The sequence below is a fragment of the Micromonospora sp. NPDC049900 genome (assembly GCF_044461025.1).
Taxonomy (GTDB): domain Bacteria; phylum Actinomycetota; class Actinomycetes; order Mycobacteriales; family Micromonosporaceae; genus Micromonospora.
The window spans coordinates 364,735-381,715 of the sequence record NZ_JBITKM010000002.1 but is presented as its reverse complement, the minus strand read 5'-3'; the positions used below and the strand labels follow the sequence as shown (position 1 = coordinate 381,715).

General features: G+C 74.7%; 13 protein-coding genes and 3 tRNA genes. 5 read left to right on the top strand and 11 right to left on the bottom strand.

Annotated elements, in window-relative coordinates:
* Positions 1–12: 12 nt before the first annotated feature.
* Together ACIBMZ_RS06205 and ACIBMZ_RS06200 are read right to left on the bottom strand one after the other, a co-directional pair.
* On the bottom strand, positions 13–588 hold the full coding sequence (locus ACIBMZ_RS06205; RefSeq protein ID WP_396691504.1) for a TIGR03086 family metal-binding protein: 576 nt from the start codon (positions 586–588) through the stop codon (positions 13–15).
* A gap of 93 nt (positions 589–681) precedes the next feature.
* The gene (locus ACIBMZ_RS06200) at positions 682–1,284 is read right to left on the bottom strand and encodes a TetR/AcrR family transcriptional regulator (RefSeq protein WP_396691503.1); all 603 of its coding nucleotides are present in this window, start codon (positions 1,282–1,284) and stop codon (positions 682–684) included.
* 416 nt (positions 1,285–1,700) lie between these two features.
* Here ACIBMZ_RS06200 and ACIBMZ_RS06195 point away from each other — a divergent pair.
* From ACIBMZ_RS06195 to ACIBMZ_RS06175, 5 genes are all read left to right on the top strand, one after another.
* Positions 1,701–1,773, top strand: a tRNA-Gly gene (locus ACIBMZ_RS06195).
* Between the two features lie 34 nt (positions 1,774–1,807).
* Positions 1,808–1,878 (top strand) — tRNA-Cys (locus ACIBMZ_RS06190).
* Positions 1,879–1,895: 17 nt separating this feature from the next.
* A tRNA-Val gene (locus tag ACIBMZ_RS06185) sits at positions 1,896–1,970 on the top strand.
* A gap of 498 nt (positions 1,971–2,468) precedes the next feature.
* The gene (locus ACIBMZ_RS06180; RefSeq protein WP_396691502.1) at positions 2,469–5,345 is read left to right on the top strand and encodes an ATP-binding protein; all 2,877 of its coding nucleotides are present in this window, start codon (positions 2,469–2,471) and stop codon (positions 5,343–5,345) included.
* Between the two features lie 112 nt (positions 5,346–5,457).
* A complete protein-coding gene (locus ACIBMZ_RS06175; RefSeq protein ID WP_396691501.1) occupies positions 5,458–6,273 on the top strand; it encodes a BTAD domain-containing putative transcriptional regulator in 816 nt (271 codons plus the stop codon).
* A 28-nt stretch (positions 6,274–6,301) separates the two neighbouring features.
* On the opposite strand, the gene ACIBMZ_RS06170 is transcribed toward ACIBMZ_RS06175, so the two are convergent.
* Genes ACIBMZ_RS06170 through ACIBMZ_RS06130 form a run of 9 tightly spaced genes read right to left on the bottom strand, consistent with a single transcriptional unit; the run spans position 6,302 to position 16,978 of the window.
* Positions 6,302–7,507 carry an NADase-type glycan-binding domain-containing protein gene (locus ACIBMZ_RS06170; protein ID WP_396691500.1) on the bottom strand — a complete coding sequence of 402 codons (1,206 nt, stop codon included), beginning with the start codon at positions 7,505–7,507 and terminating at the stop codon, positions 6,302–6,304.
* Positions 7,494–8,069, bottom strand: a complete 576-nt coding sequence (locus ACIBMZ_RS06165) for a phage tail protein (protein WP_396691499.1) — start codon at positions 8,067–8,069, stop codon at positions 7,494–7,496. The genes ACIBMZ_RS06170 and ACIBMZ_RS06165 overlap by 14 nt, the downstream gene beginning before the upstream one ends.
* A gap of 28 nt (positions 8,070–8,097) precedes the next feature.
* The gene (locus ACIBMZ_RS06160) at positions 8,098–10,047 is read right to left on the bottom strand and encodes a putative baseplate assembly protein (RefSeq protein WP_396691498.1); all 1,950 of its coding nucleotides are present in this window, start codon (positions 10,045–10,047) and stop codon (positions 8,098–8,100) included.
* Positions 10,047–10,469, bottom strand: coding sequence for a GPW/gp25 family protein (locus ACIBMZ_RS06155; RefSeq protein ID WP_396691497.1), 423 nt, complete (start codon positions 10,467–10,469; stop codon positions 10,047–10,049). The genes ACIBMZ_RS06160 and ACIBMZ_RS06155 overlap by 1 nt, the downstream gene beginning before the upstream one ends.
* A 5-nt stretch (positions 10,470–10,474) precedes the next feature.
* On the bottom strand, positions 10,475–10,828 hold the full coding sequence (locus tag ACIBMZ_RS06150; protein WP_396691496.1) for a PAAR domain-containing protein: 354 nt from the start codon (positions 10,826–10,828) through the stop codon (positions 10,475–10,477).
* 13 nt (positions 10,829–10,841) lie between these two features.
* A complete protein-coding gene (locus ACIBMZ_RS06145) occupies positions 10,842–12,659 on the bottom strand; it encodes a VgrG-related protein (protein WP_396691495.1) in 1,818 nt (605 codons plus the stop codon).
* 5 nt (positions 12,660–12,664) lie between these two features.
* Entirely contained in the window at positions 12,665–13,414 is a 750-nt protein-coding gene (locus tag ACIBMZ_RS06140; RefSeq protein WP_396691494.1) for a peptidase M23, read from the bottom strand.
* Between the two features lies 1 nt (position 13,415).
* Positions 13,416–13,844 (bottom strand): phage tail protein, encoded by a 429-nt coding sequence (locus ACIBMZ_RS06135; protein ID WP_396691493.1) that lies wholly within the window; start codon positions 13,842–13,844, stop codon positions 13,416–13,418.
* Complete coding sequence (locus tag ACIBMZ_RS06130; RefSeq protein ID WP_396691492.1) at positions 13,841–16,978, bottom strand: hypothetical protein; 3,138 nt, start codon at positions 16,976–16,978, stop codon at positions 13,841–13,843. Before ACIBMZ_RS06130 ends, ACIBMZ_RS06135 begins: the two co-directional genes overlap by 4 nt.
* Positions 16,979–16,981 lie beyond the last annotated feature (3 nt).

Genomic DNA, 16,981 nt, shown 5'->3' with positions numbered 1-16,981 from the left:
GTCCCCGAGCCGTCACGGTGCCCAGCCGGGATCACGGCCGAAGGCGGCGATCAGGCGGTCCTGCTCGTCCGCCTGCGGCGAGACGTCGACCCGGTCGTGCACCAGCCCGTTGCTCCGGTAGTCGCCGACGGCGCGGCTGAACCAGCGGGCGCACTCGGCGACCGCGTCGGCGTCCATCCTCGGGTCGGCGCCGATGGCCACGGCCAGGTCCCAGCCGTGCACGAGATGCTCGGCGAGCAGTTGGTGCAGGTACTCCCCGGCGGGCGTGTCGCCGGCCGAGAGGTGCACGGTGCGCTCCAGAGCGCCGGGGGAGGCGGCGGCCACCTCGGCCTGTGCCGCCGCGTCGCGCGCCGCCACGACCGGGTCGGCACCGAGCTGGTCGCCGTCGTAACGGTCGCCGACCTGCGCGATGGTCCGGCCGGCGAGCAGCGCGACACTCCAGTGCTGTTCACCGACGACGTGGTTGACCAGGGTACGGACGTCCCACCCCGGGCACGGGGTCACCGCGGACCACTGCCCGCCGCCGACCTGTTCCACCCGGTCGGTGAACTCCGCCAGGCTGCGCCGGTACACCTCGAGCAGATCCATGGCGTCATTGTGGCCGTCGCCCGGCGACTCCGGTGCAGGTTCGTCCGCCTCGGCCTCCGGCAGAGCTCGTCCGTCCGGCCTCCGGCGGAGTGCTCAGTCGAGCTGTGCGGGGTCGAGGCCCAGTTCCCGGGCGGTCACCAGGCGCACCCACTCGGCGAACTGCCGCCGGGAGATCACCCGGTCGTGCACCGCGAGCTGGACCGCCAGGCCGTCCATGACCGCGCTGATCCGCCAGGCCGCGCCGGCCGGGTCGGCGCACTCGAAGACGCCCTCGCGGACCCCGTCGGAGATCACCGTCGCGAGGTCCTGCCGCCAGCGCAGGTCGAGCTTGCGGGAGGCCTTCTCCAACTCCGGGGTGCGCAGCGACTCCGACCAGCCGTCGATCCACATGGACCAGGAAGTGGGCCGACCGGCCGGGGTGTAGAGGCGGAGGATGCGGCGGAGCTTGGTCAGCGGCGGGGCACTGGACCGGGTCACCGTGTCCAGACGAGCCAGATCCTGCTCGACCGCGTACGCGAAGGCCTGCGCGAGCAGCCGTTCCTTGGTGGCGAAGTGGTAGAAGACCAGGGCCTGGCTGACCCCGGCGGCCTGCGCCACGTCCGCCGTTCGGGTGTTCGCCAGACCACGCTGCACGATCACGTCACAAGCGGTGCGCAGCAGGGCATCCAGGCGGATCTCGGCCGCACGTCTCGTCACGCCCGTCACCGTAGCCCATCGAAGCGGACACGGCGTGTCACCAAACCCCTGGTGATCCGGCTTGCGACAGTCGGAACCCGGACACTCGTCGCCCGCCGGGCCGCCCCGGTCGCGCTGCCCGCCATGCGCCCCGCCCGGCCCGCGTTGGCCGTCCGACCTCCGGCCGCCAGATCTTCCGCCCGCCGCCACCCGACCCGCCGGCGTCGGGTCGGACAGATCCCAGCGCAGGTTCCTAGGAAGCCCGTGGGGTAGAGGCGACCCCACGCGGCGGAGCCAGACGTATCGGATGGGTGGGGCTGGAACCGGGCATGCTGGGCGGGCCCGAGTGGAACCGGACGCGCCGGGCGGGGCCCGATTTGGCAAGCGTTCCACCGCTCGGCTAAAGTTCTCATCCGTCACCGGAAAACCGGGGACGTGCGGACGTAGCGCAGCTGGTAGCGCATCACCTTGCCAAGGTGAGGGTCGCGGGTTCGAATCCCGTCGTCCGCTCGGAGCTGCCGCCACGCGTGACGGGGGCAACCTCGGTGGGGTGGCCGAGAGGCGAGGCAACGGCCTGCAAAGCCGTGTACGCGGGTTCAAATCCCGTCCCCACCTCGGTGTAACAAGAGCACGGGCGATTGGCGCAGTGGGAGCGCGCTTCCTTGACACGGAAGAGGTCACTGGTTCAAACCCAGTATCGCCCACCATCGATCGCAGATCGACCGGCCCGCTATCGATCCTGATGGCGGGCCGATTCGTGTCCGGGTGACCGGTGGTGCCGAGCCCGGGCATCCGCGCGGTCGGCCTGCCCCGTACTCCGGCCCCGGCGCCGCGACCTCATGGGTGTCGCCGCCTCGGCCCGGGTCGGTGGAAGCCCCGAGGAGGTCGGTTGACCCGGCTGGCCCGTCACCTCTCCGTGGTCGTGTCGCGTCCCGGGAGCCGGGGCGTCCTGGCGCGGAAGCGGGGGCGCGGGGACGGTGGGGCGCGGGGCGTCCGGCGCGCGAGGGTGGCGGCGCGGGAGTGCTGCCGTGCGTGCCCTCCGGGGCGTCGAGCAGCACGGACGCGGTCGCGGTGGGAAAAGCGATCTCAGGAAATGCGTGTCACATTCTCGGTCCTCAATTCGTGGCCATGTCGGGCCGTTGCGGTCGGCTAATATGCACCGATGCGCGTCGCTTCACCGTCCATTCCGTTCGGGTGCATTCGCCATGTTTCCAGTTGATCTGCCAACTGTCTGGGCCGGACGGGAAAAGGAACTGGCCGTCCTGCATACCGCCGCCGAGGCCGCCGGCCACGGGCGTGGCTCGGTGCTGTGGGTGGAGGGTGAGGCGGGCATCGGCAAGTCTGCCCTGGTCGCGACCGGTCTGACAGGTGGTGGGAGCGGCGACCGCGAGGTGTTGTGGGGGACTGCGGACCAGTTGTCCCACCGCTTTCCGCTGCGGGTGATGCTGGACTGTCTCCAGGTTCGGCTGCGCTCGCCGGACCCGCGCCGCGCACGGATCGCCGAGTTCCTGCGGGACCGGCGGCCAGGGCTTTTCGCGGTGGACGACATCGCGATGACGGCCACCGAAATGCTCGTCTCGCTGGTCGACGAGTTGTGTACCGACGGACCCACCGTGCTGGTCCTCGACGACCTGCAATGGGCCGACGAGGCGTCGTTGATGCTGTGGCACCGGCTCGCCCTCGCGGTGGAGGAACTTCCACTGCTGTTGGTCAGCGCGACCCGTCCGGTGCCCACCCGGCAGGACGTCCAGACGTTGCGCGCCGCCACCCTGCGCCGGGGCGGCACCCTGCTGTCGCTCGGCGCGCTCAGTCCGGACGACGTCCGCACGATGACCACCGGGGTCCTCGGTGCGCCCCCGGGGCCGGGGCTCGACCGTCTGCTCGGGCGGGCCATGGGCAATCCGCTCTATCTGCGTGAACTGCTCGACGCCCTGGCCCGGGAGCAGACGGCCGGCGCGCTGCCGAGCGGTGGGGAACTCACCGACGCCGCGCTCGACCGGGTGCCCGCCTCCTTCGCGGCAGCCCTGACCGACCGGCTCAGCGTGGTGTCGGCGGCCACCGCCCAGATGTTGCGGACCGCGTCGTTGCTCGGCGGGGAGTTCGGCGTCACCGACCTCGCCGCGGTGCTCCGCCGGACCGTGTCGGACCTGGCCGAAGGGTTGCAGAACGCGGTCACCGCCGGGATCGTCGTCGGCGTCGGCGACCAGCTCGCCTTCCGGCATCCGCTGATCCGTCAGGCGCTCTACGACAGCATGCCGGCCGCGTTGCGCGCGGCGCTGCACTGCGAGGCGGCGCGGACGCTGGCCGGCGCGGGCGCCGAACCGCTGCGGGTGGCCCAGCAACTGTTGGCGGCCGGCCACACCGGTGACGAGTGGACCCGTACGTGGGTCGTCGAGGCGGCACCGGCGTTGGCGGCCCGCGCCCCGGACATCGCGGCGGAGCTGCTGCAACGCGAGTTGTCGGTGAGCCCGCTCGACCGTGCCGACCAGGCCGCGCTGTCGGTGGAGTTGGCCCGGGTGCTGCTCGACGCCGGGCGTCACTCCGAGGCCGCCGCCCGGGCCCGGTCGGCGTTGACCCTGCCGACCGGGCCGGGACAACAGGCCGAGATGTCCTCGATCCTGGCCCGCACGCTGTTCGGCCAGGGTCGCAACGAGGAGGCGCTGGACGTCCTGGGCGCGGCGCTGCGCCGTCCGGGCGTACCCGCGGTGTGGCAGGCCCGCCTGCTCGCCTCGCTGTCGATGGTCAACCGGGCGAGCAGCGGCGACCTGGACACGGCGGACCGCACGGCGCGGGAGGCGTTGCGGGTGGGTGAGGCGGCCGGGGACGCCTTCGCCGTCGCGTACGCGTTGACGGACCTGTGGCTGACCCACTCGGTCCGCCGTGACCACGAGGCCGCCCTCGACTTCGCCGACCGGGCGCTGGCCGTGCTCGGCGACGCACCCGAGCACGCCGACCTGCGGACGTTCGCCTTCGACGGCCGGATCTTCAGCCTGCAGAACCTCGACCGGTGGCCGGCGGCGCAGGAGACCCTGTGGCGGGCCCGGGCCGTGGGCCAGCGGGACGGTGGGCCGGGTCAGGGCGTCTCCACGCTCACCGCCGCCGTGCTGCTCTACTGGCTCGGTCGCTGGGACGACGCGCTCGCCGAACTCGACATCCTCCAACGGGACAGCACGGCGATCACGTACTCCGGGCTCCGCGAACGCGGTCCGGCGTTGCTGTGGCGCGGTGTCGCCGCGATGATCGCCGGGCGTCGCGGGGACAGCGCCACCGCGACCGCGCACCTGAGCGCCGGTCTGGAGCTTCCCGTGCGTACCGTCGCCGACCGGGAGAATCGCGATTTCCTGCTCGCCGCGCGGGCGCTCGCCGCCGAGCAGGACGGGGATCCGGCACGGGCGCTGGCGGAGCTGTCGGTGGTCCTGGAACGGGGGCCCGGTGAGATGACCCTGCTCCACCAGTGGACGCCCGAGTTGGTGCGGCTCGCGGTGGCGACCGACGACGCGGCGGCGGCCCGGGCGGCGGTGCAGGCGTGCCGGGCGGAGACCGCGGCCGAGTCCCGGCCGGGTCGGGCCGCGGCGGCCCTGCGCCGGTGTCAGGGGCTGTTCGACGACGATCCGACGCCGCTGCGCGAGGCGGTCACGTACTACCGGTCGGTCGGGTCGCCGGTGGAGTTGGCCGGCACGATCGAGGACCTGGCCGCGGTGCTGGCCCGACGCGGCTCACCGGCCGAGGCGAGGACGCTGCTGGGCGAGGCGGTCGACGGGTACGACGGCCTCGGCGCGGTCTGGGACGTGCGCCGCGCCGAGCGGCGACTGCGACGTCTCGGTGTCCGCCGGGGTGTCCGGGGCCCCCGGCCGGCCCGCGCCCGGGTCGGTTGGGACGCGCTCACCCCGACCGAGGCGCGGGTGACCGCACTGGTGGCCCAGGGACGATCCACGCCGGACATCGCCCGGGAGATGTACCTGTCGCGGCGGACCGTGCAGACCCACATCTCGCACGTCCTGGGCAAACTCGGCGTGCGGAGCCGGGTCGAGATCGCCCGCGAGGCGCTGCGCCGCGAGGCGGTGTCCGGCGCCGAGTCCTGACCGGGCGGCTCCGAGATCGGTATGCGTCAACTGACTGATGTCTACGCGCGGTGATCGGCGCAGCATCTGTGGTGGGCACGGCGACCGATGGGGGACGGAGGAGTTCCGGAAGATGAGGTATTCGAGCCAGCAGCCGCTCCGGGGACGGGCGGTCGAGGAACCGGGACCGTCGACCGTCACGCAGCCGGACACGGGCGCGCCACTCGTGGTCCGCTGTTTCGGCGGGTTCCATCTGGAGATCCCGGGGCGTCGGCTGGAGTGGACGACGGTACGGCCGAGGGTGCGCGCCCTGCTGCGGTTCCTGGCCGCCCACGGTGGTCGGCCGGTGCACCGGGAGACCATCCTGACGGCGCTCTGGCCGGAGTTGCCGGTCGGGTCCGGCATCCGCAACCTGCACGTCGGTGTCTCCACGTTGCGGGCGTTCCTCGAACCGGGCGTACGGCGTGGCGAGTCCCGGTTCGTGCGACGTGACGGCGAGTCGTACCTGTTGGATCTGCCGCGCAGTGCCCGCTGCGACGTGCGCTCGTTCGAGAACGCGGTGGCGGCGTGGCGGCGCAACGTGGGCGCGGGGCAGCGGGGCGTCGCGACGGCGGCGCTGCGGGAGGCGCTCGCCCAGTACGCCGGTGACCTGCTGCCGGAGGACGGCCCGGCGGAGTGGGTGGTGGCCGACCGCGACCGCTACCGCACTCTGGCGGCGGAGGCGGCGGTGACGCTCGCCGCGTTCGAACTGGAGGCCGGTGATCTCGCCGGGGCGGCTGCGGCGGCCCGTCGCGGACTGGAGATCGACGGGTTCCGGGACGACGCCTGGCGGGTGCTGGCCGAGGCGCACCAGCGGTCCGGGGACACGGCGGCGGCGGCGCGGACACGCTGCGCCTACGACCGGGTGCTGCGCACACTCGGGGTGCCCGGCCCGGCCCGCGCCGCCTGACGGCGGTCAGAGCGCCGCCTGAGCGCCGTCAGGGGCGGCGGAAGAACTCGACCTCGGCGACGGCGGTACGACGGTCGGGGGCGCTGCCGTAGCTCTGCCGGACGGTGAGCCGGGCCCGCACCACGTCGTCGACCACGTGGTGGAAGGTCTGCGGGCCGGCCTGGTCGGCGAGCTGGAGTACGCGGCTCTCCGAGGTGCCGCCGCTGGTCCAGAGCGTCAGCTCCAGCTCCGCCGGGCGGGCCTGCCGCAGGAACTCGTCGCGCTGCGCCGACACACCGGCGTGCACGATCAGGTCGAGCAGCCGGAACGGTGCGGCGAAGGTGAGTTCGACGTACTCGCCGCCACCGGCGCCCTCGGAGGCGGGGGCCCAGTAGCTGTTGCTGATCCCGTCGACCACCGCCTCCGCCGGGTGGCCGCCCGCCTGACTGGACGCCTGGACCGACACCGGGCTCACCGGCTGCGGATCGGCGAGGCGGTCGCGTACGGCGTCGCCGGCCTGCGGACCGAACCGGGCCACGCCGTACGCGAGACCGGCGAGCAGGGCGACGACGAGCAGCAGTGCGGCGATCCGGCGTACCAGACCCGCGACGCCGGAGCGGGGCCGGAACAGCCAGTTCGCCGCCCGGCCCACGGCTCGGCGCAGGCGCCGCCACCACGACTCCCGGGCGGACGGGCCGGTCCGGGCGTCGAGGGCGTTGCCGCACCGGCGGCAGAACCTGCGGTCCGGCGGGTTGCCCGTCCCACACACCGGGCAGGTGACGCCACCGGCACTCTCCTCGGTCGAGGGTGGGCGTTGCCGGACGACCGGCCGACGGATCGACGGGCGGGCCGGTTGGACCGCCTCCACGACCTCCACCGGTTCGCCGGTCGGAGTCACCGGGGCCGATTCGGCGGCCGTGCCGGTCGGTGTCCACGTGGCCGGGTGCGCCGGTGGCTGCACGGTGGCCGGGTGCGCCGGAGTCGGTTCGGTAACCGGGGTCGGTGCGGCGGTCGGGGTCGGGGTCGGGGTCGGGAAGTCGAACCAGGGCGTCGTGTCGTCAGGGGCGTCCGCGGTTCCCGGGTCGACCGGCCGGGCCGTCACCGGATCGTCCGGGGGCGGGGCGGGGCGGGGCCCGGTCGACGGCCGGACGGGCGGCGGCGCGTCCGGGGACTGCTCCCAGTCGAGGAACGATCCGCAGACCCCGCAGAAGGCGCTACCGGGTTCGGCCGGTACGCACCGCTCACACCGCTCCATCGTCGTCACCCTCCGCCGGTTGCCCGTCGGCGACGACCCGGACCGTGCACGGTACGTGCGCCGGCCGGTTCGCCTCCACCAGCGCCCGTAGCGCGTCCAGCGGCACCCGGTCCGGCTCGGGTACCCGTACCGTCACGGTCAGGGCGGGTACCGCCGTGCCGGGAAGCGGCCCGCCCGACTCCGACGACCAGGCCGTACCGCCGTTCTCGGTGATCTCCGGCCGGACCCCGAAGACCATCTGCACCTGTTCCGCCAGGCCCTGCGCGGTACCGCGCACCCGGTGCCGCGCCACCGCCCCGGCGACCGCCTCGCGGCGCTGCGCCAGGGTCCACCCCGGTGCCGTCTCGGCGGCCACCCACCCGGCGAGCCAGTCGACGAAGTCGGCCGGGGCCAGCCGGGGGTCCAGATAGGCGGCGAGGCTGTCCAGCGTCGCGTGCACCGGGGCCAGCACCTCGTCGAAGGCGGCGAGCAGCCGTCCGGCCACGTCGTCCGAGGCATAGATCGCCGGCAGCCGTGGGCCGAACGGATGCGGTGTGCCGAGACCCGCCACCGTGCCGCGCATGGGACATCCCTCTCCGGTCCGGGCGGACCTAGCGTTCCTCCACCCGGACCTGGTGTTCGTAGGAGAAGGCCAACGCGTGCGGGTCGAGGTCGACCCGGGACGTGGCCGTGCCGCGCCGGCCGGTGAGCGGGTCGGCGGGGAAGAGCAGCACCTCCTCCAGCAACGCGACGCCGGGCAGGTGCTGGAGCACCCCGAAGAGTTCGCCGGACTGCACCGGTCGGCCGAACGGCCAGCCCGTCCCGTCCGGCCCGCCGCGCAGCGGGTTGAGGTAGCCGTAGAGCGCGTCGAGCACCGCCGTACGGACCCGTCCGGCCTGCGCACCGGGCCGGGCCCTCAGCCGGACCGCCACGGTGACGCCCTGGTAGAAGGGGGGTTCCACGCTGAGTCGTACGCCGATGGGGCGGCGCGCGTCCAGGTGCTCGGCGATGGTGGCGAGCATGTCGTCGGGCGGGATCAGTTGCTCGAAGCGGAGCTGCTCACCGGCGTCCGCGACCGCTTCGGGCACCACCAGCAGGCGTACCCCGCCGGGGTCGGCGCCGTCCCCGGCGGACAGGCAGCGGATCCGGGCCGCGGCCGGTACGGCCTGCCCGGCGATCAGCTCGTAGTCCCGGGCGGTCACCGCCCGGTCCTGTGCCCGCAACTGCACCGGGCCCCGCTGGCGGGCGCTCTGCACCGACTCGCCGTCCACGCCGCCGAGGGCGGCCTCCCGGTTCTCCACCCGGCTGACGTACGGCACCGAGCTGCGCAGCATCGAGATCGCGCCCCGGGCCACGTTGCCGCGCCGTCCACCGCCGGTGCGGTACCGCCTTACCCGCAGGCGGGCGCCGTTGGGCGGCACCGCGCCGTAGCGGCGCAGCGATCCGTCCGGTTCGCGGACCGCCGGCCCGAACTCCACCTCGCCGGTGGTCCGGTCCACGGTCACGCACCGGTCGTCCGGGCCGGTGGCGCCGAACGCGTCCACCTCGGTCCACTCCTGCCAGCCGGTGCCGTCGGAGACCTCGACCACGAACGGCTCGTCGTCGGGGAGCACCGGCGGGCGGGCCACCCGAAGGCGCAGGCCCGGTACGCCCTCGGACTCGCCGAGGAACTCGCCCACCACCGTCTCGGCGTGCACCGCCTCGACGGTGCCGCCGATGGTGAAGGCCGTCGCGGCGCGGATCGTCGGGGAGGCCGAGTAGAACGGCTGGCCGGGCTCGGCGGCGACCAGCCGGCACCGCAGCCAGGCGGCCCGCTGGCCGCCGACGGTGGAGGTGGTGTGTCCGGCCGGTACGTGCAGCACCACGTCGCCCGGCCGGTTGAGTCCACCGGTGGAGTCGCTGTCCACCTCGCACTCCGTCCAGCCTGCGCCGTCCCATGCCTCCCAGCGCACCGGCGGCTGCCGGGGGTCGACGCCGATGCCCTCCACCCGGCTCTCCAGCCGCAGCACCACCACGCAGGACGGGACCGCCGCGTCCAGGCCGAACAGCACCGCGTCGCCGACCGCGGGCGGGGTGGCGAAGCAGGCCACGTCCCGGCCGTCGAGCACCTGGTCGGTGCGGTCGGCGGCCGGACCGTCGGCGGGATGCACGCGCAGGTGGGCCAGCTCGCACGGCACGATCGCCAGGTCGGTGTCGGTGGCGAAGACGATGGCCTCCTCCGTCTCGGTACGCACCGTGCCGGCCTCGGTCCCGGCCCGCAGCAGCACCGTCTCGGCCTGCGGGGCGGCGAGCCAGAACGTGAGCGCGGACCGTGCCGCGGTCGGTGGGAACAGGCGTACGCCGATCAGGTCGAGGAAGGCCAGGTAGTTCTTCTCCGGCACCCGGTTCAACCGGTACAGCAGCTCGTCGGTCATCTGTGCGAACGCCTCGACAAGCGTGACCCCCGGGTCGGAGACGTTGTGGTCGGTCCACTCCGGGCAGCGCTGCTGGATGAAGCGTTTGGCGTCGTCGACGAGGTGCTGGAAACGTCGGTCGTCGAGGTTGGGTGCGGGCAGGGCCATCAGTACGTCGCCTCCACCTCGGCCCCGTCGTGCGACGGGATCACATAGAACGGGAAGACCAGGTTGCGGGGGTCGTTGGTCCCGCGCAGCACGTACCGGAGGTCGATGTAGAGAGTGCCGGCGGTCACCTCGTCGAAGCCCACCAGAACGTCGGTGACCTCGATCCGGGGCTCCCAGCGGTCGAGTGCGGCGCGTACCTCGAAGGCGACCTGCCCGGCGGTGTTCTCGTCGGCGGGCGCGAAGACGAAGTCGTGGATCGCGCAGCCGAACTCGGGGCGCATGGGTCGCTCACCGGGTGCGGTGCCGAGGATGAGCCGGATCGCCTCGACGATCTCCCGCTCCCGGTTGACCAGCGCGATGCCGCCACCGGCGTCGAACCGCAGCGGGAACGCCCACCCGGCACCGATGAACTGCTCCGCCACCTCGCTCAGCCCCCGATCGAGACGTTCAGGGCGCCGGTCAGGATCGTCGCCGAGCAGGTGGTCCGGTCGCCGACCCGGGCGGCGGGGAAGCCGCCGATCAGCACCTGCCCGCCCACCGAGGGCGGCCCGGGCAGCACCACGTTGCCCGGGCCGAGGGCCAGGTGCGGTGGCGGCACCGGGCAGGTGCACACAGTGCCGACCACCGCCGCCGGTCGGCCACCGATGAGCACGCTGGCCACGCCGAGCAGGGGACCGGCCGGCGACGCGGCACCCCCGGGCAGACCTGCGGCGGGCGGGCCGACGCTTCCGGTGGGTGCGCCGTGGCCGACCCTGTCCCCGATACGGGCTGCTGCTGGCATCGCGTTTCCCTCCTCAGTTGATCCGGACGATCCGGCCGGAGATCGACACGCTGTCACCGGTGAGCTTCAGCTCGCCGGTCCCGGCGTCCACCGACACGCCTCGACCGGTGACCGAGACCGGCCCGCGCGACTCGACCGAGACGCCCCCGGTGCCGCGGACGGTGAGGTCGGTCTTGGCCTCGATCACCACGCTGCCGTCGCTGCGGACCACCACCGACGTGCCGGCCCGGTCCAGGTGCACCAGCAGGTTGTCGGTGCCCTTCTGGGTACGCAGCCGAACCCCCTGCGCCGCGGCGGCGACGGTCGGCCCGTCCAGCAGCTCGACCCAGTTGCCGGTGGTCCCGCCGCCGGTCGCCCGGCCGTTGCGGGAGGCGAACGAGAGTCGGTTCACCGCCCCGCTGGTCGGGTCGACGAGTGGACCGTCGTGCGGCGAGGGCTGGTCGACGCCGTTGTAGAGCCCGCCGATCACGTACGGCCGGTCGAGCAGCCCCTGTTCGAAGCCGACCAGCACCTCGTCACCGACCTCGGGGCAGCACACCCCGCCGCCGCCGGTTCCGCCCAGTTGCACCGTCCGGACCCAGTCGGTCTCGTACTCGTCGTCCAGCCAGGGGAAGCGGAGCTTGACCCAGCCCCGGTCCCGGCGTTCCGGATGGTTACGGTCCCGGACGGCGTTGGCGTCGGTGACCACGCCGACGGCCAGCCCCGGCATCCGCGACCGGAGCGCGACCGGGTTGCCGCCGGTGAGGCCGCCCAGCGACCGGTCCTGGGCGCCGCTGACCGTCAGCCAGGTCTCGTAGAACCGCGCCGGCCCGAAGAGGTGCCGACTGGCGGTCACGGTGTACTTGCCGACGAACGGCTTCCCGACGCCGCTGAGCGTGAACGGCACGCCGGTGCGCAGCAGCGGGTTCCCCCGGAGCGCCACCTCGAGTTCGGCGAAGCCACTCGCCACCTGGGCGGCCAGCGACCGGGACACGGTGTCGACCTCGGCCGCCGTCTCGTACGGCACGTCGGCGACCAGCATCTCGGCGTTGCCGAACCGCTCCGCCAACTCCCCGGCGGTCACCGGCAGTCGTACCTCGTCGCTGTCGCGCACCCGGGTACGACCGATCACCGGCTGGCGGGTACGGCGGTCCCAGCCGCGTACCTCGACGTCGGTGAACTGGCCGGCCGAGGTGACGGTGGCGTGCATGGAGAGGACGTTGCCGTTGACCTCCGCCACGAAGTCGCTGCGCTCGGCGGGCGTCTGCGTGCCGGGGGCGGAGGCGGCGCGGACCGGCCGGCGGAACACGAACCGTCCGTCGACCATCGCCACCTCGGCGTCGTTGTCGGCGGCCAGCATCCGGAGGAACTCCCAGTCGCTGACGTTGGGCTGCGCCACCACCTCGTAGACCACGGTGGTGGGATCGATCCGGCCGATCGGCAGACCGGCGAACCGGGCCAGTTCCCCGGCGATGTCGGACGCCTTCCGGTTGAGGTAGCGGGCCACCCGTCGGCCGCGCCGGAGGCGGTGCGACAGGTCCAGGGCACGGATCGTGGTGTACGTGCCGGTGCCGTCGAACTCCGTCTCGACGGTGATCACCTCGCCGGTGAACAGCGGTGTCTCGCCGTTGCGGTCGCCGGGCCGGACCGCCACGGTCAGCTTCTGGCCGATCGTGATGCCGACCTTCTCCACCATCAGCGAGCCCGGATCGCGGTAGCGCAGGGTCGCCACCGCCGGCATGTTGACGCCGTCCTCGACGCAGCCGTACGTCAACTCCTCCGGCCAGGGGGCGGGGATCTCGTCCGTGGGCAGGCCGACCTTGAGCAGGTTGGTCAGGGTTCCGGTGGGCACGTGAGCTACCTACCTTCCGCGGCGGCACCGGACCCGACGGATACGCGGGACAGGGCGGTCGGGACCTCGTCGGGCGCGGGCAACAGCAGCTCGGTGCCGGGTGGCAGCCGGCTCGGGTCGTCGAGGTCGTTCGCCTCGGCGATCACCCGCCAGAGGGTCGGGTCCCCGTACTCGCGGTGGGCCAGCAGCGGCAACGAGTCGCCGTCCACCACCCGGTGCACCCGACGCGCCGAGCGGGTGCCCGAGGTGGGGTTCTGGGCGGGCTTGCTGCCGTTGATCTCGGTCAGGTTCACCGCGCAGGTCGCCCGCAACGGGGTGCCGGAGCTGTCGAACAGCGTGTACGTCGCGGTGACCTGGCTGACGTACGAGTAGAACGAGACGGTCTGGAACTGGCCCCAGGTGAACTTCACCCACGGTGGCGAGGGCGCCTTCGCGGCGATGCTGGCCGTGGTCGGCGTACAGCAGGACAGCAGGCTCTCCACGCGCTGCTGCACGGTACGGCTGTGCGTGTCGGTCACGTCGAGGAAGACCGTCAGCGCGAGGTTGCGCGGCTCCGAGCCGGTGAACTCCGGGATGCCGACCTGCTCGGCGCCACGGACCACGTGTGGGATCCAGGAGGCCGACTTGGTCAGCGTCAGCTCGTTCGGGTTGAACATGAAGGTGATCGGGCCGCCCAGCGCCCCGCCGGGACGGTTGCCGCCGCCCAGCGGCGGGTTGTAGCGCTGGAGGAACGCGGAGACCTTGCCGGTCGGCATGTCAGCCCACCTCCAGGAAGCCGTGGTAGGCGAGTTCGATGCTCTCGGTGGCCGTCTCGGAGCGGGCCGGGTCGAAGGACGGGCCGGTCCAGCGGACCAGGACGACGTCGGCCAGTCCCCACTGGACCAGCAGGGCCCGGTTGGGCTGTAGTGCCGCGATCTGGGCGGTGCCCCGGGTGACGCCCTGTGGGAGTTTGGCGAGCAGCCGGGCCACCTTGGCGGTGTCCGGGATCAACGGTCGGGTGAGCGTGACGTTGGTGTAGCGCACCCGCGACGGCAGTTGCCAGACGAAGCCGTTGTTGCCGCCCTCCTGGTGCTGCTCCACCTCGACCTCGCAGCCGAGCCCGTCGCAGGAGTTCCAGTTGCCGAGGTCGATGCCGTCGATGCGGAGCCGGAAGTGGACGCTGGTGCCGGGGTCGACGTCGCTCACCGGCCACCGTCCAGCCACCGGCCGGAGCGTTCACGTCCGCGCCGGAGCTCGGTCCGCAGCAGCCGGGAGATCGGTTCGAAGAGCCGGTGGGCGAGTTCGTCCAGGGCCCTGGGGTCCAGGTGGTGGAACCGTTCGGCGCTGTCCCGGTCCTCGTGTCCCCCGCCTGGCGACGTCCGGGTGGGGGCGTCCCGGGCCGTGCCGGTCGTGGCGCGGTCGGAGCCGCCGGCCGTCTTGGCGCGGGTGGTGGTCGAGGTTCCGGACGCCACCGGTCCCGTCCGCTGGACCACGGTGGCGGGGCGCGGCGCGGTGGACGTGCCGCCGCGCGGTGTCCGCTGGATCTGCGGTGCGGCACCGATCGGCGTGGTGGCACCCGCGGCGCGGGTCACGACCGGCGGGCGCGGCGCCGGGCCGGCGGGCGCGGGTGCCGACACGGCGGCCGTGGCGGTCGCCCGGACCGGTCCGGTGACCGGTCGGGCCGGGTGCGGCCCGGCACCCGGACCGGGCCGGGTGCCGGAACCTGCGACGGCTGCTTCTGGTCCGGTCATCGTGGGCGCCTCCCTGGTGCTCGCCGAGGTTCGGCTGGTCGTGGTCTCCGGTGTGCCGCCGGTCGACCGGACCCACCGGACCGGCACGGCGGACCCGGCCGGGGTGCGGGCAGCCGCCGGTGTCCTGGATCCCGTGCCACGTCGGGGCGTCGTGTCGAGCCCGGACCGTTGCAGGACCGGCCTCAGGGGCCGCTCGCCGAGCAGCGGGGCGCGCCCCGTCCGCCGGTCGGCCGCCGTGCCGCGCGGCGTCGGCGCCGGGCCGGCACCCCGCACCGTCGGCCCCCTACCGGCCGCCGCAGCGGCGGCCGGGGAGTGCGGACGGACGACCGGCGTGTCCGACCGGACGGTCACCGATCGGGGCCGCGGTGACGCTGCCGCCGGGGCGGACGGCTCGGCGGGGTACGTCATCGGGCGCGGGGCCTGCTGCGGGGCGGCGGACCGGGTCTGCACCACCGGGGCCGCTTCACCGGTCTGCGTCGGAGACCCCGGAGGTGTGCCGCCGGCCCGGGGCACGGACGCCGGGCCTCCGGTCCGCACCAGTGGTGCGTTGCCGCTCCCGGCCGGGACCGGACCGTCGGCCCGGGTCGGGGCTGCGCTGCCGGTCCCGGTCGAGGTGTGGCCTGCGGCCCGGGGCCGGGACGCGTTGCCGGTCCCGGCCGGGGTCGGGCTCGCGGTCCGGGGCGGGAACACGCTGCCGGTCCCGGTCCGGGATATCGGGGTCGGGCTCGCGGTCCGAGGCGACGGGCTCGCGCTGCCGTTGCCGGTCGGGACCGGACGGTCCGGGTGTGCCGGGGGCATGGCCGTGGGCGTCGGGGCGGCCGGTGCCCTGTCGAGCGGGCGGACCCGGGCCGGACCCGTCGGCGGGGAGACCGTCGGCGGCGCGGGCCGGTGGGCGGCGTCGCCGGGGTGGGGCGAGGTGTCGGCGGTGGTGCGTCGGGTCGGCACCGGACCGGTGGCGGCTACCGGCCGGGCCGCGACTCGTGGCGGGGCCGCGTCCGGGGTGAGCGGGGCCCCGAGGCCCACCAGCGGGTTGGGGGGAGGTACCGGCGGACCGCTCCGGCCCGCCGGTACCTCCCGGAGCGGTGACCGGCCCGGGCCGGACGGCCCCGCTCCGGCTTCCGACCTCGCCCCCCCGGCCCCCGGTGGTCGTACCACCGGAGCACTCTCCGGTCGACCGGTGACACCTCGCGGTGCGGAGGTCGGGGAGTGCGGACCGGCACCGGCACGTCCAGCCGGGCCACCGGACGGGGCGCCTCCGCCGGGTGCGGCCGGAGTGGCACCGGTCGACGTCCCCCCACCATGGAGGCGAGTGGACCGCTGCACCGGTGCCGCGTCGCCCGCGCCGGACGTGCCGCCGCCCGCGCCACGGCCGGAGTACGCGTCCGTGGGCCGGGTGCGCGCCGGGCTGGACCCAACGGATCTGGGCGACGGCTGGTCCGGGGCCGGACGACGGGCGGACAGCACCGCCGGTGGCGAGTCCGGGTCGGGTGGCGGCATCACGACGGGCTCGCCGAGACCGAGTCGCGGTGCGGCGCCACCGATCCGGGGCGCCCGCGACACCGGGACCGCCCCGGTCGACGTGGCGGGCGGCGGGTCGCGGCGGGTCGGCGTGGTGCGGGCCGGGGCACCGGTCGAGGTCGGCGGCACCGGCCCACCGGTCCGCGCGGCGTCGCCGGTCGACGGGGCAGGGCGGTCCGACGTCGTCGGCACCGGGGCGGTCCGGACGGCGGGCAGCGGATCGTGCCGGGTCGGTGTCGGGGCGTGCCCGGTCGACGTGGCGGGCAGCGAAGCGGGGCCGCTCGGTGCGGCGTTGATCGGTGCGGGGCCGGTCGGTGCGGGGCCGGTCGGCACGGCCGGACCGGGAGCCGTCGGACTGGACGCGGCGCGGGGAGCCGGTGTGGCGGAACCGGAAGGGGTCGGGCCGGACGGGGCTGCGGTGCGCGGTGTCCGGGCGAGGTCGGCGGGGCCGGATCGGTGCGCGGGTACCCGGCGCGGCGGCGCGCTGACCTGGGCGAGCGTCAACGGCGTACCGGCTCGGCGGGCCGGGGCGGGACGGACCGGTCGGGGCGTCACGGCCGCTGTCGGGGCCGGATCCTCGGGAGCCGGGCCGTCCGCGTCGGTCAGGGGGCCGGTGGGGGAGGCCGACGGCGCACGGAGGGCCACCGGGAGCGTGGGACCCGGCTCGGCCGGGGTGGCGGTGGCCCGGCGTTGCACCGGCAGGGCGGAGTCGGGAACGGTCGAACGCCGCACCGGCCGGGCGGTGGCACGGTCCGGCGTCGCCGCCGGTGCGGACACCGGGCGGAGCAGGTCGTGTGCCAGCCCGCTGGGCGCGTCCGGGCTGACCAGGTGGTGCAGGGGACGACGGGCGGTGGGGTCCTGCCAGGTGGCCAGCCGGTGCCGGAACCCGACCGGGTCGCTGATCGGCACCTCGACACCGGCGAGCAGACCGTCCATCGGCGGTACGCTCCGCCAGCCCCGGCCGTCGACGACCGGGGTGGGAGCCGGGTCAGCGGCCGGGGTCGGGTCGACCGGGAGGGCGTCGGGCCGGACCGGTCCGCGCCACCGCCGGAGCAGGTCGCGTACGCCCATCGT

Bases quoted from the DNA above. Each gene is read 5' to 3' on its own strand.
- ACIBMZ_RS06205 (WP_396691504.1), bottom strand. From the start codon at position 588: ATGGATCTGCTCGAGGTGTACCGGCGCAGCCTGGCGGAGTTCACCGAC.
- ACIBMZ_RS06180 (WP_396691502.1), top strand. From the start codon at position 2,469: ATGTTTCCAGTTGATCTGCCAACTGTCTGGGCCGGACGGGAAAAGGAA.
- ACIBMZ_RS06175 (WP_396691501.1), top strand. From the start codon at position 5,458: ATGAGGTATTCGAGCCAGCAGCCGCTCCGGGGACGGGCGGTCGAGGAA.
- ACIBMZ_RS06170 (WP_396691500.1), bottom strand. From the start codon at position 7,507: ATGGAGCGGTGTGAGCGGTGCGTACCGGCCGAACCCGGTAGCGCCTTC.
- ACIBMZ_RS06165 (WP_396691499.1), bottom strand. From the start codon at position 8,069: ATGCGCGGCACGGTGGCGGGTCTCGGCACACCGCATCCGTTCGGCCCA.
- ACIBMZ_RS06160 (WP_396691498.1), bottom strand. From the start codon at position 10,047: ATGGCCCTGCCCGCACCCAACCTCGACGACCGACGTTTCCAGCACCTC.
- ACIBMZ_RS06150 (WP_396691496.1), bottom strand. From the start codon at position 10,828: ATGCCAGCAGCAGCCCGTATCGGGGACAGGGTCGGCCACGGCGCACCC.
- ACIBMZ_RS06140 (WP_396691494.1), bottom strand. From the start codon at position 13,414: ATGCCGACCGGCAAGGTCTCCGCGTTCCTCCAGCGCTACAACCCGCCG.
- ACIBMZ_RS06130 (WP_396691492.1), bottom strand. From the start codon at position 16,978: ATGGGCGTACGCGACCTGCTCCGGCGGTGGCGCGGACCGGTCCGGCCC.